General features: G+C 49.1%; 15 protein-coding genes and 1 riboswitch. Of the genes, 5 read left to right on the top strand and 10 right to left on the bottom strand.

Going from position 1 to position 14,368, the window contains the following annotated elements; translation table 11 throughout:
* Positions 1 to 116: 116 nt before the first annotated feature.
* The 7 genes from trpS to I2I11_RS04830 all read right to left on the bottom strand — a co-directional run bounded on the left by trpS (position 117) and on the right by I2I11_RS04830 (position 5,999).
* The gene (gene trpS / locus I2I11_RS04860; protein ID WP_196266554.1) at positions 117 to 1,091 is read right to left on the bottom strand and encodes a tryptophan--tRNA ligase; all 975 of its coding nucleotides are present in this window, start codon (positions 1,089 to 1,091) and stop codon (positions 117 to 119) included.
* An 88-nt stretch (positions 1,092 to 1,179) separates the two neighbouring features.
* Positions 1,180 to 1,656 carry a copper resistance protein NlpE gene (locus I2I11_RS04855; protein WP_196266553.1) on the bottom strand — a complete coding sequence of 159 codons (477 nt, stop codon included), beginning with the start codon at positions 1,654 to 1,656 and terminating at the stop codon, positions 1,180 to 1,182.
* Between the two features lie 485 nt (positions 1,657 to 2,141).
* Complete coding sequence (locus I2I11_RS04850; RefSeq protein ID WP_196266552.1) at positions 2,142 to 3,059, bottom strand: EamA family transporter; 918 nt, start codon at positions 3,057 to 3,059, stop codon at positions 2,142 to 2,144.
* A gap of 137 nt (positions 3,060 to 3,196) precedes the next feature.
* The gene (locus tag I2I11_RS04845; RefSeq protein ID WP_196266788.1) at positions 3,197 to 3,595 is read right to left on the bottom strand and encodes a GxxExxY protein; all 399 of its coding nucleotides are present in this window, start codon (positions 3,593 to 3,595) and stop codon (positions 3,197 to 3,199) included.
* Between the two features lie 122 nt (positions 3,596 to 3,717).
* The gene (locus I2I11_RS04840; protein ID WP_196266551.1) at positions 3,718 to 4,512 is read right to left on the bottom strand and encodes a queuosine precursor transporter; all 795 of its coding nucleotides are present in this window, start codon (positions 4,510 to 4,512) and stop codon (positions 3,718 to 3,720) included.
* Between the two features lie 161 nt (positions 4,513 to 4,673).
* A complete protein-coding gene (locus I2I11_RS04835; RefSeq protein WP_196266550.1) occupies positions 4,674 to 5,138 on the bottom strand; it encodes a heme-binding domain-containing protein in 465 nt (154 codons plus the stop codon).
* 192 nt (positions 5,139 to 5,330) lie between these two features.
* Positions 5,331 to 5,999, bottom strand: a complete 669-nt coding sequence (locus tag I2I11_RS04830; protein ID WP_196266549.1) for an RNA polymerase sigma factor — start codon at positions 5,997 to 5,999, stop codon at positions 5,331 to 5,333.
* Positions 6,000 to 6,119: 120 nt separating this feature from the next.
* Between I2I11_RS04830 and I2I11_RS04825 the strand changes: the two genes are divergently transcribed.
* On the top strand, positions 6,120 to 6,563 hold the full coding sequence (locus I2I11_RS04825; RefSeq protein WP_196266548.1) for a DoxX family membrane protein: 444 nt from the start codon (positions 6,120 to 6,122) through the stop codon (positions 6,561 to 6,563).
* Here I2I11_RS04825 and I2I11_RS04820 read toward each other — a convergent pair.
* The 3 genes from I2I11_RS04820 to I2I11_RS04810 all read right to left on the bottom strand — a co-directional run bounded on the left by I2I11_RS04820 (position 6,547) and on the right by I2I11_RS04810 (position 8,860).
* Positions 6,547 to 7,464, bottom strand: a complete 918-nt coding sequence (locus tag I2I11_RS04820) for a ribonuclease Z (protein ID WP_196266547.1) — start codon at positions 7,462 to 7,464, stop codon at positions 6,547 to 6,549. The two genes, I2I11_RS04825 and I2I11_RS04820, sit on opposite strands and share 17 nt — an antisense overlap.
* A 15-nt stretch (positions 7,465 to 7,479) precedes the next feature.
* Positions 7,480 to 7,857 carry an STAS domain-containing protein gene (locus tag I2I11_RS04815; RefSeq protein WP_196266546.1) on the bottom strand — a complete coding sequence of 126 codons (378 nt, stop codon included), beginning with the start codon at positions 7,855 to 7,857 and terminating at the stop codon, positions 7,480 to 7,482.
* Positions 7,858 to 7,924: 67 nt separating this feature from the next.
* Complete coding sequence (locus I2I11_RS04810; protein ID WP_196266545.1) at positions 7,925 to 8,860, bottom strand: phosphoribosylaminoimidazolesuccinocarboxamide synthase; 936 nt, start codon at positions 8,858 to 8,860, stop codon at positions 7,925 to 7,927.
* Positions 8,861 to 9,347: 487 nt separating this feature from the next.
* Positions 9,348 to 9,454: riboswitch (SAM riboswitch) on the top strand.
* Positions 9,455 to 9,728: 274 nt separating this feature from the next.
* Here I2I11_RS04810 and I2I11_RS04805 point away from each other — a divergent pair.
* The 4 genes from I2I11_RS04805 to I2I11_RS04790 all read left to right on the top strand — a co-directional run bounded on the left by I2I11_RS04805 (position 9,729) and on the right by I2I11_RS04790 (position 14,350).
* On the top strand, positions 9,729 to 11,057 hold the full coding sequence (locus tag I2I11_RS04805) for an O-acetylhomoserine aminocarboxypropyltransferase/cysteine synthase family protein (protein ID WP_196266544.1): 1,329 nt from the start codon (positions 9,729 to 9,731) through the stop codon (positions 11,055 to 11,057).
* Positions 11,058 to 11,161: 104 nt separating this feature from the next.
* Positions 11,162 to 12,214 carry a homoserine O-acetyltransferase family protein gene (locus I2I11_RS04800; RefSeq protein ID WP_196266543.1) on the top strand — a complete coding sequence of 351 codons (1,053 nt, stop codon included), beginning with the start codon at positions 11,162 to 11,164 and terminating at the stop codon, positions 12,212 to 12,214.
* The gene (locus tag I2I11_RS04795; RefSeq protein WP_196266542.1) at positions 12,204 to 13,451 is read left to right on the top strand and encodes a homoserine dehydrogenase; all 1,248 of its coding nucleotides are present in this window, start codon (positions 12,204 to 12,206) and stop codon (positions 13,449 to 13,451) included. The genes I2I11_RS04800 and I2I11_RS04795 overlap by 11 nt, the downstream gene beginning before the upstream one ends.
* Before the next feature lie 224 nt (positions 13,452 to 13,675).
* Positions 13,676 to 14,350, top strand: coding sequence for a S8 family serine peptidase (locus I2I11_RS04790; RefSeq protein WP_196266541.1), 675 nt, complete (start codon positions 13,676 to 13,678; stop codon positions 14,348 to 14,350).
* Positions 14,351 to 14,368: the final 18 nt, after the last annotated feature.

The raw sequence follows: 14,368 nt of genomic DNA, 5'->3' as shown, positions 1-14,368 counted from the left end.
CAGAAGTCAGAAGTATAGCTGTTATACTTCTGACTTCTGTTTATACTTTAAGATTTACCAGCCGCTTAACTAATATCTGCTGTGCTGTGCCATTTTTATACTTGTCCGGCAGGCTGTTAGTACCCCAGTTTCCGGCGTACGCGCTGTAATACCGGCGTGGCAATGGCTTTGGCTTTTTCAGCGCCTTCGTGTAGCTTCTTATCTACTTCCGGCAGGTTGTTCATGTAGTAGTTAAACAGTTCCCGCTCTTTGGCATACTTGCGGATGATAAGTTCGTAAAGAGCCTGCTTGGCGTGGCCGTAACCGTAGCCGCCTGCCAGGTAATTCCCGCGCATTTCTTCCATTTCCTGGGGCGTGGCCAGCAGGCTGAACAGCTTAAAAGTGGTATCACTGTCAGTATCTTTGGGCTCCTCCAGGGGTGTGCTGTCGGTAATAATGCTCATGATGGTTTTGCGCAGCGGCTTGTCGGCTTCAAAGATATCGATAATGTTGCCGTATGACTTGCTCATTTTCTCGCCGTTGATGCCGGGCACCGTCATCACGGTATCATCCGTACTGGCTTCCGGCAGCACAAAGGTTTCGCCATACTGGTGGTTAAACGAGCTGGCAATGTCGCGTGTAATTTCCAGGTGCTGTATCTGGTCTTTGCCTACCGGCACAAAGTTGGCATCATACATTAAGATGTCGGCAGCCATCAGTACCGGGTAAGTAAACAGGCCGGCATTCACATCAGCCAGCCCACGGCGGCTCGATTTATCTTTAAACGAATGTGCATTCGCCAGCATCGGAAAAGGCGCAAAGCAGTTCAGGTACCAGGCCAGTTCCGTCACCATAGGCACATCTGACTGGCGGTAGAATACATGCTTGTCTGTGTCGAAACCAAAAGCCAGCCATGAAGCCGCTACCGAATACGTGTTGTGCCGCAGCACCTCCGCATCGCGCACAGTGGTAAGGGCATGCAGATCGGCGATGAAGTAGAGCGACTCCTGATCAGCCGTTTTAGAGAATTCGATAGCCGGGATAATTGCGCCCAGCAGGTTGCCCAGGTGCGGGCGGCCTGTACTTTGTATGCCGGTGAGGTAACGTGCCATGTAAGAGGGGTTGGATGTTTGCAGGTGCAAAATAAGCGAAAAAGCGCCTGAAAGAAAATCCTTGTTCCAAAATGGCCGCTGTACCGGCTTAAGGCTGCTTCTGTAGTTTATAGTTGCCCTTTGCAGCGATCTTGTTCTGATCCTGATCCAGCATCTCAATCGTTTTGTCGTTCAGCCGCTCAAAGTATAGGGGCTCGTATGCTTTGTCCGGAATCAGCTGGTAAATAACCGCTTTCGGATTCTGGCTGTTGCCGGTGGCGGCAAACCATTTGCCGGTGCTCTGCAGCGCATTTTTGCCGGCGGGCTTGCCTAAATAAGTCTGCTTCAGCACATAAGTTTTGCCTTTCCCGGCTTTGTTGTCTGCCAGCGTCAGCTCCATTTTAATGCCTTTGCAATCAGCGCAGGGGATGGTGCCCACATACGTGCCGCCTGCAGCTTTTTGGGTAGTTAGTACAGAAGTTCTTTCGGTGGGTACTATCTTATTGCTGTCGCTTGCCTGTGCTTCGCCGCTGCTCAGGTGCAATGCAGCTAAAAGGAAAAAGGGCAGAATATTTTTCATCATCATAGAGGTTTGTGTCAAGGCCAGGTTTATACCTGCTTTCCAGAGTATTTGAATTTCCTGCCGCAGGAACAAGCTTGCTGGCAAAGAAAATACAGTCACTCTCTTCTTCTAACCATAAATATGCTGAGATTATTGCCCTGTTCTTTTTTAGCACAGCAGGAAAAGAGCGGATGCAGTGAAACAACCCTTGCATCCTGCCACTTCTGTGCGAATTTTACTTGTGCGCCTGATATGATGTAAATTGCTCAGAACAAGTATTAATAGCGATGAAATACCTATAGTAAGGCGGCTGTAAGAGGTTGCGCAGCTATGATGTCTGTTGATAATCACATGAAGATTATCAAAGGAAGAAACATCCAGCGCTTCCTTTTCTCATGAAACAAATAGCAGTCATGCAGAAGATACTTACAGGAAAAAGAACAGGAAAATATACCTTCGGGATAATTCAGTTATACCTGAAATGCAAGGTTAAGATTTTGTATGGTTGCTTATACTTCACCGGTAGCGGCTACTGCCTTGCGGCGGCTTTTCCGGATAGAGCTTAGGTTTGATAACACAATGGCGGTAAGTATAAGCGCCACGCCCAGCCACTGCACCGGCCATACTTCTTCGTGCAACACTAACCGCGACATCAGCACAGCCACCGGCAACTCTGCCGTGCTCAGGATGGCGCTCAGCCCAAGTCCCGTACGCGGTATGCCGTAAGCATAGAAGAGCGGCGGTACAACCGTGCCAAACACGGCCAGTACCAGTCCCCACTTCAGCAGGCCGTGCCCTAATGCCCCGTTTACCAGAAATGCCGGCGGAAATATGCTGAACACGAGGATGCAGGCGCCGGTCAGGAGCAGGGCGCTTTTGGTGGCAGGATGCATGTGGTTACCTGCCGCGCCGTTAATGGTCAGGAAAAAAGTATAGCATAGTGCAGCCAGCAGGCCAAAAACAATGCCCTGCCAGTCGAAGCTGGGCAGCTGATCAGAGAACAGGCGGCCGGCCAGGCTGGTGCCCAGCAGCACCAGCGCCACCATGCCCATCTGTGCTACTGTTGGCAGTTTGCGTTTCAGGATGGCATCCATGATCAGGCTCATCCACGTGAACTGCATCAGCAGCAGAATCGCAATAGAAGCAGGCACCGTTTGCACGCATTTATAATAAAAGATACTCACAAGACCGGTACTGGTACCCATCGCCACCAGCTGAAGCTTTTCTTTAAGCGAGGAACTGTTGCTTTTGCCTCGGAGCAGCTGCCGCAACAGCACAATTCCCCAAAGTATAAGCAGCCCGAAAAATACCTGTGCTCCTGTAATATCACCCAGGGTAAAACCTTCGGCATAGGCCAGTTTTACAAACGTTGACAGTATCCCGAAGCTGCAGGCGCCTACAAAGACCGCAGCGATTCCTTTGAACATAACAGACTAGGATTTATAAAATTTAAAGATTCCAGGATTTGTTTTGGGGCGGGTTTCTGGATTAGTTTTTTGGTATTCAAGCACTTATTCTTGATTTGTATTCTTGAGATTATGAGATTTACTCGGAAGAATTTTGCTTATGGTTTGGGATTTTGTTTGTTGAGGGGGTGTTTGGTGTGGTAAGGCCTTTTGAATTCGAGACTCCTGGCTCCGAAGTTTATCAGTAAACCTATAGGTAAATTATAGGCTTCCAGGTAATTAATGGCTTGAGCCAAATGCGCATCCTCCAGTTTTGCGACTGCCTTCAGCTCTACCATTACATTTTTTTCTACAAAGAAGTCTACTTTTCGCGTGCCTATCTCTATATCTTCGTAATAAATGGTCATTTCCATCTCGCGACTAAAGCTAAGGCCATTCTTTTCCAACTCAATGGCAAGTGCCCGCTGGTATATTACTTCCCGGAATCCGCTTCCCAGCGTCCGGTGCACCTTCATGGCACATCCAATAATCTTATGTGTCAACGCATCAAACTCCATCATTCCAAATCATTGAACTTAATCCTAAACAGTCTTCACAAATGGTTATGATGGTCTCATCAATAAAGGATTTAATAAACCCCCAGAAATCCTAAAATCTAATAATCCTATAAATCCTGGTCTCAGCTTTCTACAGTGGCGGCCTCTTCCATCAGTTCTTCCGCTTCCTGAGGGCCAAGGTACTTGTCGATAAGGAAATGGGCGAGGTATAGCAGCGGGGTAAGGGCAATGGCGATGAAAAACTTGTAGATGTAGTTAATGGCTGCCACGGACAGTACCTGGCTCAGGGGCCAGTTGCCGAAAGCATAGAAGGCAATAAACAGCACTACAATGCTATCAATGAGCTGAGACACCAGGGTAGAGCCCGTGGCGCGGAGCCATATTTTTTTGCTGCCGGTAAAGCGGCGCAGCCAGTGAAACACGGTTGCATCCAGAAACTGTGATATCAGGAAAGCCGTGACAGAGCCGATAATAATACCAAGCCCCTGCCGGTACACGCTGTTGTAAGCATAGTTGATGTTAAACGGGTTGCCCTGCGCGTCGGTGCTATTGAGCTCCTGCCAGAATTGCGCGGGCGGCAGCTTGGTCACAATGCTGATAACAAGGAAAGCATAAAGTATAAGCAGCACCGTAAGCACGCTCACCTTTTTTACGCCCGACTTGCCAAAGTATTCATTGATGATATCAGTGGTGATGAACACAACGGGCCAGATAACCACGCCTGCGGTGAGGTTAAAATCTAGCTTGTAGCCCAGCAGGTTTAGCTGTGCGCCCGGCAGACCGAAAATAGCCTCTCCCGAAAATATTTTTACCCCTATGAGTTCCGCCAGCAAGGCGTTGGACAGGAAAATGCCGCTGAGCACGAGGAACAGTTGTGTGCGTTTTTTATTATATGCGTGGTCTGACGGAGATGCCATAGGTGCCGGTATGTTATACTTTGTTGCGCTACATAAAAGTCACTTGGGCGGGAGCAGGTGAAGGCGCAACAGGCCATTAAATATGTTTAAAGAAGTATAAATGTATGAAGTATAGCCCGGGATTTATGCCACGATACAACAGAAAAGCCGCGGCGCAGGCATCAGCTTTTCCTGTAGTTCTTTAACCAGGATAGCAGCTTCTCTTTTTCTGCCGCCGTCAGTTTGGCCTGCGGGTGCAGAAGCGTATAGGAGGTGAGGGGCATTTCTCCTTTTTCAACCATTTCTATACTTTCTTCCAGCTTGTGGTCTGCTTTCTTGGCGGTATAACTTCCCCACTCCGAAAAATTGAGGTGCCTGCGGCCATCAGTAATATGATTTTTGAGCCACCACGAAACAGGCGCTACATCGGAGTACCAGGGATAAACAGTGGTGTTGGCGTGGCAGTCGTAGCAGGATTCTCGGAGAATAAGCTGCACATCCTGCGGCGGATTGGCGATGGTGGCAAAATCTTTAGCTGCGTCAACCGGCGGATTGGTTTTATCTATTCTGATAAACTGGATTAAAACTAAAATTACAAAGATGCCTAAAAGAATGCCGGAAGCAGTAAGTAATTTATTCTGAGCCATTGTGTAGATATTTCGTTGTTATGGGCGATTACGGTTCAAAACGATTTGAGAACCGGCAAATAACACGAAATTTGGGAAATAATTGGTATGCCATGTCAGAAATTACTTTCCGGCTCCGAAACTTTATACCCGTATAGAAGCGCAGCGTCGGCACTCCTGAGATTTGCAACGGAGCAGCTTCAGTGGGTATACTCAGGCAAGTTTCGCCATTACTTTTTCTACCAGCTTATCGCAACGCCGCAACCCGAAAACGAAAACAGCCTTGGAGGCCGAAAGCTCATACAGGCTTTCCTTTAGCAGAGATTTTGCCCTGTGCAGCCTCACGTTTACATTGCTCTCTGTGATGTGGAGACTGGCGGTAACTTCGGAAGTGCTCATGTCTTCCACTTCCTTCAGTAAGTATACTATCTTGTACTTTGGGGGCAGGGCGTCAATCGCCTGCTCCAGCATCTGCTGTGTTTCCTGCTGTATCATCTTGGTTTCCGGGTTCATTGCTTTTGTATCAGGTAGTTCCAGCACACGATCTTCCGTAGGCCCGTCCTGCGCGGCCCGCTTACAAACAGAGGCTTCATTTTTCCGCAACCATCCCAGCGCTTCGTTTATACCTATTCGGATGAGCCATGTAGAAAACTGCGCATTGCCGCTGAATTGGTATAGCTTTTCGTATGCCTTCAGGTACGTATTCTGCATCGCATCCTCTGTCTCACACTCATCCTTCAGGTATGCTCTTATCACACGGTAAAGTTTCTGATTGTGGCGCCGCATCAGGAGTTCGTAGAGTTCTTTTTCCCCGGCCAGTACTCTCCTTACCACTTCTATATCAGAGAGTTGCTGCGTGTTTTTAACTTGTGTTGCCTGCATAAGGATTGCTTTTACCTGTTAGATGCATTCTGCTCTGAATTGTTACGGATTTTTGTAAGATTTAATCCTGATCTGCATCTAAATGATAACTTAAACAATTAAATACAGGAGGAAAAAATCATGGACACTGTAGCACAAAATCAAACTTTGCACCACGTCAGAACCACTTTAAGGTTAACGTATGGCATTCTTCCAATTGTAGCCGGTTTAGACAAGTTTACGAACCTGCTGACAGACTGGGAAAAGTACCTGAACCCCACTGTAGCAGAAATGCTGCCTTTTAGCCCGCACACGTTTATGCTGATAGTAGGCGTTATTGAAATAATTGCGGGCGTTTTGGTTTTTGTGAAACCACGGATTGGCGCTTACGTGGTGATGGCCTGGCTGATTGGTATAGCCCTGAACCTTATCCTGAGCGGAGGACTGTACCTGGATATTGCAGTACGGGATTTGGTGATGGCAATAGGCGCTTTTACGCTTGCAAAGGTAACAGAGGCTACTACCGAAACCAGCCACTTTAAAGCAAACATCCAGGGCCGGCCTGCTGCTACTCCTTTATACTGAAGACACTGCCTTCTATAGCCAAATCCACTTTCGTAAAGGCTCTCAGCGCTTCGAGCAGCAGTGGTTGCAGGTCTTTGTAGCGCACTGAAAAGTGGCCAAGTATAAGGTGCTGCACCTCGGCGGCGGCAGCCAGTTCCCCGGCCTGAAGCGCTGTGCTATGGAAAGTATAAGTAGCCCGGTCGCGCATCTCATCCAGAAAAGTAGCTTCGTGGTACAGCAGGTCTACACCGCGCAGGTAGGGGAGGATGTCGGGTTTGTAGCGGCTGTCGGAGCAATAAGCATAGCTGCGGCTGCGTTTGGGCGGCAACGTTACATCCGCATTCCGGACAACTACGTTTCCCTGCCCGTCTTTGATGTCTTCGCCTCGTTTCAGGCGTAGCAGTTGTGGTGGCGTCAGGAAATCGGGTAGCTTTTCTTTGATGAGCGGGCGCAGCTTGGGCTTTTCGCGTAACAGGAAACCACAGCAGGGCACCCGGTGCGCCATCGGAATTGTATGCACCGTTATTTGCTTGTCTTCAAATACGTTTTTGTACGCGGAAGTATCCAGCTCATGAAAAATGAGCGGAAAGCACAGGTTGGTGCCCGAGTACTTAAATTGTAGGCTGAGAATGTCGGAGAGGCCGGGAGGGGCGAAGAGGTGCAACGGCGTGTTGCGGCCCTGCAGGTGCATGGTAGACAGCAAACCTGCCAGCCCGAAGTAATGGTCGCCATGCAGGTGGCTGATATAAATGTTGCAGATGCGCTGATGTTTTATTTTATAATGCATCAGGCGCATCTGCGTTCCTTCACCGCAATCAATCAGATGGTGCTGATTACCAATCGTTAAGATTTGAGCGGTATGGTGTCTGTTTGCCGAAGGCGTGGCCGACGAACTACCTAAAATTACGAGTTCGAAATCCACTGGCGGCTGGTATGCTTAGTCTTCTTTGTTGGTTAAGTCCTGCTCAATTTCGTGCAGAAACACACGGTCAATTGCCTCTTCCACGGTAGGCAGTATGTTGAGCACAGACTCTAATTTAGAGATAGAGATAAGCTTCATCACGTGGTCCTGCAAACCGGTCATTATCAGCAAGCCGTTAGACGAGTTGCACAGGCGGTTAGCGATCAGGATAGAGCTAAGGCCGGATGAATCTGTATATTTAACATTGCTCAGATCAAGAATCAGGTTGGTGATCCCTTCAGCATTCAATTTCACGAACTCAGACTTCAGATCTGGCGCAATGGACGTGTCCAGCTTCTTTTCATCTATCGTGATAATTGTGTAATTTTCTTTCTTATCAATCGTGTACTTCATAGATCTACCCTTAAGGATTTAAAAGCAAATGTACCAAAATCTACTTTAAATATGTTAACTTTTGGTGCTAAAAAATGTTTTCAGTTATGCGCTGCTCCATGCGTTGCAGCGCCTCCTTGTATGGTTCTTTCTTAAAGGGCTGACCTGTAAATACCTCGAACAATTCAATGTACCTGTCCGAGATGCCGTTTACAACCTGGTCTGTCATTTCCGGTACAGCTTGGCCGTCCTTTCCCTGAAAACCATTTTCAATCAGCCACTGGCGTACAAACTCCTTTGAGAGTTGGTGTTGCGGCTTGCCTTCTGCCTGCCGTGCCTCATAGCCCTGGCCATAGAAGTAACGAGAAGAGTCAGGCGTATGGATTTCGTCAATTAAAAAAATCTGATCATTATACTTGCCAAACTCATATTTGGTGTCTACCAAAATCAGGCCACGATTTGCTGCCAGCTCGGTACCACGGGCATAAAGTGCCCTGGTATAATGCTCTAATTTAAGATAATCTTCTTCAGATACAAGCCCTTGCGCCAGAATTTCTTTTTTTGAAATATCTTCGTCATGCCCCTCATCGGCTTTGGTGGTAGGCGTAATAATGGGTTCGGGCAGCCTGTCATTCTCGCGCAGTCCTTCGGGCAGCGTTACGCCGCATAGCGTGCGCCGCCCTGCCTGGTACTCGCGCCAGGCATGCCCGGCCAGGTAGCCGCGTATCACCATTTCTACTTTATAAGGTTCGCAACGGTACCCGATAGTTACGTTCGGATCGGGTGTACTAATTACCCAGTTCGGCACGATGTCGGAAGTAGCCTTGAGGTTGAGGCTGGCTATCTGGTTGAGCACCTGCCCCTTGTAAGGTATAGCGCGCGGCAACACCACATCAAAAGCCGAAATGCGGTCGGTGGCCACCATAGCCAGCTTGTCGTCAAAATAATAAACGTCGCGGACTTTGCCTTTGTAAAAGCCGGTTTGCCCGGCAAAGGAGAAATTGGTTTCTTTTATGGCCTCCATTGCATTGATAGGTTTTAGGCAGGCAAAGTTAATTATATTTTAGAAGGCAGGAAAATTTATCTGTTGCGGCCATATTATCCTTTCACGCGGCTATCCAGTATCATGGAGCAAAGCGCAGGCCGGGAAAGGCGGATCGTAATTTATTCCGGCTTTTTTGCAGGTAAGTAACCGGGCAAAATAAACACTGCCTTTTAAAACATCTTACCTTTATCTATAATGCTTTTACCGGATGGCCCGGCAGTACTTTTTGCAAGCTTCTGCTTCGGAACTGGAGCGCTGCGCTTTTGTAAAAGCCAGGCTTTAAGCTTTTTATTAAACTTTGAACACGCTGTAGTTGTTAAGGATTACAACGAAGCGGCAGAGCAGGTCGTATGTTGCCTTAATAAGGTGCGGTGTAATTTTTTAAAAAATTGCAGAAAAACTTGTTTTACTTTTAAGCGTGCCTTAATATTGCAACATCAAGTCAATTATCCCTTTTGCGGATATTGATTTATAAAGAAGCGTGGAGAGACAGGCTCTGTGAAGCGCTAGCAACCTAACGACCGAGTAAAGGTGCTAATTCCTGATTCCGAAGGGTTCGGAAGAATATAAATTGATACGATAATGAAAAAGGGAATCAAACCAACACCACCTCATCATTTTTCTGTTTCGCCGGCAGGCTGCCTGCTGCAAAACGGCTATTCTGTTCCGGCTACAAGCATGCGCATGCCCCCGATGGCTATGTGTTGCTGTTGCTGCTAAGCTAAACCCCTCATCGGCTTCAATGCTTTTGCGGCAGACACACGTCTGTGATGCAACACTTTTCTGTATTTGCAAGCCTGTTAATTTATTCAAACGCACCTTTTCAAACTCATAACTCTATATAGCCATGTCTGCATCACTCCATTTTGAAACATTACAGCTACACGCCGGCCAGGAAGTAGATCCGACCACACAATCACGTGCCGTGCCGATATACCAGACTACTTCCTATAATTTCAAGAATGCCGAACACGGCGCTAACCTGTTTGCACTAAAGGAGTTTGGTAATATTTATACCCGCATCATGAATCCCACCACTGATGTGTTTGAAAAGCGCGTAGCGGCTTTGGAAGGCGGGGTGGCGGCTGTAGCTGTGGCTTCCGGGATGGCAGCGCAGTTTATAGCGCTCAGCAACATACTGGCTGCCGGCGATAATTTCGTGTCGACCCGGAACCTCTATGGCGGATCATACAACCAGTTTAAAGTTTCTTTCAAGCGCCTGGGTATAGAAGCCCGCTTTGCCGATGACGATGCTGTGGAAAACTACGAAAAGCTGATAGACGATAAAACCAAAGCTCTTTACGTGGAAACCATCGGCAACCCGCGTTTCAATGTTCCGGATTTTGACGCCATTGCAGCGCTGGCCCGCAAGTATGATATTCCGCTGGTGGTGGACAATACCTTTGGCGCCGGAGGTTACCTGTTTCGCCCGTTCGAGCATGGTGCCAACGTGATAGTAGAGGCTGCAACCAAATGGATTGGCGGCCATGGTAACAGCATTGGCGGGGTGATAGTGGATGGTGGCAATTTCAACTGGGGCAACGGCAAATTTCCGCAGTTCTCTGAGCCCAGCGAAGGCTATCACGGGCTTAATTTCTGGGAAGTATTCGGGGCAGACGGGCCTTTCGGAAACATTGCCTTCGCCATACGTGCCAGGGTAGAGGGCCTGCGGGATTTTGGCCCGGCGCTCAGCCCGTTCAATTCCTTCCTGCTGCTGCAGGGGCTCGAAACCCTCTCGCTGCGCGTAGACAGAACGGTAGAGAACACGCTGGCACTGGCGCAATGGCTGGAGCAGCACGAGCAGGTAGAATCGGTGAATTATCCGGGGCTGGAGAGCAGCAAATATCACGAACTGGCTAAAAAGTACCTGAAGCGTGGTTCCGGCGGCGTGCTGTCTTTTAAGTTAAAAGGCGACAAGCGGCAGGCGGAAACATTTGTGAACAGCCTGCAACTGGTGAGCCATCTGGCCAACGTAGGCGATGCCAAAACACTGATTATCCATCCGGCCTCTACCACGCACCAGCAGCTAAGCGAAACTGAACAACAGAGCGCAGGTGTAGAACCAACAATGCTCCGCGTTTCACTCGGCATCGAGCACATCGACGACATTAAAGCAGATTTTGAACACGCTTTTGCCCAGGTACAGCAATCCCGGCCAGAGGCTGTGCTCAGCTAAAGTATAAAGTATAACAAGCAGTTGGGGAAATTAGACATTCGCAACTGGTGATAATAGGTTGGCAGGCAACGTACTATCACATTAACAAATCAGCACACTTACTTATGCCGGAACATCACGTTTTTCACTATCAGAAGGAGTTTGAACTGGAGTCGGGCGCTGCACTGCCCGGCCTGCAGCTCGCCTATACCACCTATGGCCAGCTTAATACACAGGCCAGTAACGTAGTATGGGTATGCCATGCCCTGACCGGCAGCTCCGATTTTACTGACTGGTGGGCCGGCTTATTTGGTGAAGGTAAACTGTACGATCCGGCTAAATGGTTTATTGTTTGTGCCAATACCCTGGGTGGGTGCTATGGTTCTACCGGCCCGCTGTCCATCAATCCTGAAACGCTGCAGCCATACTATCATACATTCCCGGCTTTCACCAACCGGGATGTAGTGGCGGCTTTCGACCTGCTGCGGCAGGAACTGGGTTTGCAGCATATTCATACTTTGATAGGTGGTTCGCTGGGAGGACAGCAGGCGCTGGAGTGGGCTATCTGGAAACCAGGCGTATTTGAGCGGCTGGTACAGGTGGCATCCAATGCTCGCCACTCGCCCTGGGGCATTGCCTTTAACGAAACCCAGCGCATGGCCATCCGGCAGGATCCTACCTGGAATGAGAGCACAGAAACAGCCGGTTTGGGTGGTTTGAAAACCGCGCGTGCCGTTGCCATGCTCTCATACCGTCATTACAACACTTACCAGGAGAGCCAGCAGGAGCCCGGCAACAGCATTACCGACAACTACAGAGCCGCTTCCTACCAGGTATACCAGGGTGAAAAACTGGCCCAGCGCTTTAACGCCTATACTTACTGGCTGCTTTCCAAAGCCATGGATTCGCACCATGTAGGCCGTAACAGGGGCGGCGTGCAAAAGGCGCTGGCACACCTGCAGGCGCGTTGCCTGTTTGTGGGCGTGGATACGGATATCCTGTTCCCGGTAGAAGAGCAGCGCAGGCTGCATGCCCAGGTGCCGGGTTCCTCGTTTGCGCTGCTCCACTCTAATTATGGCCATGATGGCTTTTTGATGGAAATCGTGCAACTTTCGGAAGCCATCAGTCAATTTTATATAGAAGAAGAAACAGTAGAATTAGTAAATTATGAGCGATAAACGCGGTAAGCGAAAGATAGGTATCCTGGGGTTTGGCTGTGTAGGCCAGGGTTTATACGACGTGCTGCAGCACAACCAACTGCTGGACGTTGCCAACATCTGTGTAAAAGACAAAACCAAAGATCGGCCACTGCCAGCCACGGCTTTTACCTTCGATGCACAGGAGTTGCTGCAGGACCAAAGCCTGGATCTGCTGGCCGAACTCATCAGCGACCCGAATGAAGCGTTGCTGCTGGTGCGGCAGGCCCTGCAGGAAGGCAAGACCGTGGTATCAGCCAATAAAAAAATGATAGCCGAAAACCTGCCCGAGTTGGTAGAATTGCAGCGCCAGTATGGCGGCACGCTGCTTTATGAAGCAGCTGTATGTGGCAGTATTCCCATCCTGCGTACCCTTGAAGCATATTATGGCACCGAACCACTGCAGGAGATAAGCGGTATCCTGAATGGTTCTTCCAACTATATTCTACACAAACTCGACGCAGAAGGCCTTTCTTATCAGGAGGCTTTGCAACAGGCGCAGGTGCTTGGCTTTGCCGAGACAAACCCGACGCTGGATGTAGGCGGTTACGATGCCCTGCACAAAATATGCATCATCGCAGCACATGCTTTTGGCGTGGTGATACCGCCGCAGGAGGTGCTTCGGTTTGGTATCAGCCAGGTGAGCACGCAGGATGTTGCGCTGGCGCAGGCAGCAGGTGCGCGCATTAAACTGGTGGCATCAGCAAAAATTAATACGCAGGGCAAGCTGGAGGTGCAGGTGCTGCCAACTTTTGTAACGCCTGACAGCGAGCTTTATGCAGTAAATGCAGAATTTAACGGCGTGCAGCTGCAGGCCAAATTTGCCGGTACACAGTTTCTGAAAGGGCGCGGGGCCGGCAGCCATCCTACCGGCTCTGCGGTGTGGGCTGATGTGTCGGCAGCTCTGGCGGGCTACAAGTATAACTATGCCAAATTAAGTGCAGCTGCTACTGCTACTGTGGCTGCCGATGCGCTGCTGCGGGTATACCTGCGGGTAGAGCACAGGGGCGAACTGCCGAATCTGCCATGGCAGGAAGTAACTTCTTTTGGCGTAAACAGCCAGGTGGTGCAACTGCTTGGCACCATTTACCGCAGCGACCTGCTGCAGCACCGGCAGGAACTAGAGGCGTTGGGAGCCTTTATCGCCCAGGTACCTGATGAGTTGACAGAGGAAAAACTATTGCGCGCAGCTGCTGTAACAGAGCTTGTTGCGGCTTAGGTTGTATTACAGGAGCATGTTTGATATCATATACTGTGCAGTTATACAGGCTTTATCACGCGTACAGGTTAAAGGATTTCAACGGCCATACTAATTATATTTATCGCAGATAATAAATTTTAATAAAATTTAGAAAAAACGTCATTAAAAGGGAAGAATTTCATAGCTTTTCTTAATGGGTGCACGTACAATTATTATTTCCTGGAGATAAAAACTGTACGGTGATGAATAAACTCCTACCCTTCCTGAGCGGCATGCTCATGCTGATTACTTTTTCTGCTTGTAGAGACAACAGCGCTTCTCCTGTCCGTAACGTGCGCTTCGACCCGGATTTGCTGAACAAGATGCAGGTCGCCGGAAATGCGTGCTCCAGCTATAGTTATGTTGATGGCGGGCAAAGCAAAAGCCTTGGCGTTGTGTATACCAAACAGGTGCTGGTGGCTTTTGAACCACATATATCCGCCGCTGACCAGCAGCTCCTGCTACAGAAGTATGGCTTTGTTAAAAGCTTAGGCACACAGGCTGCTTCCAAATCGGCGGTGTTGCAATCGCTGGTGCTGCAGGATGGCCTTAACTGCAAACAAGTGGAGCAGGCACTGCTAACATTAGCTGCAGATGCGCAGATTGCCTATGCCGCTCCATATTTCCTGTCCGGCAAACAACTACTCGGAATCAGCAATGAGGTCATCGTTACAGTAGAACAGGATGGGCTGAGCACTTTGCAGGAGCTTGCTAGAGATTACAAAGCCGAAGTGCAACCATCATCGCCCGGAAGCAACATTTACCTGGTGAAAGTAAGCAAGCATTCTAACGGAAATGCACTGGAACTTGCCAATTTCCTGCAGAAACAGCCAGGCATCGCACAGGCTGCACCCGATTTTATACTTGCAGCACAGTGAAAATAAATCGTAGCACTG

The sequence above is a fragment of the Pontibacter rufus genome, assembly GCF_015694705.1.
Classification (GTDB): Bacteria; Bacteroidota; Bacteroidia; order Cytophagales; family Hymenobacteraceae; genus Pontibacter; species Pontibacter rufus.
This window is presented reverse-complemented; position numbering and strand designations above follow the sequence as displayed.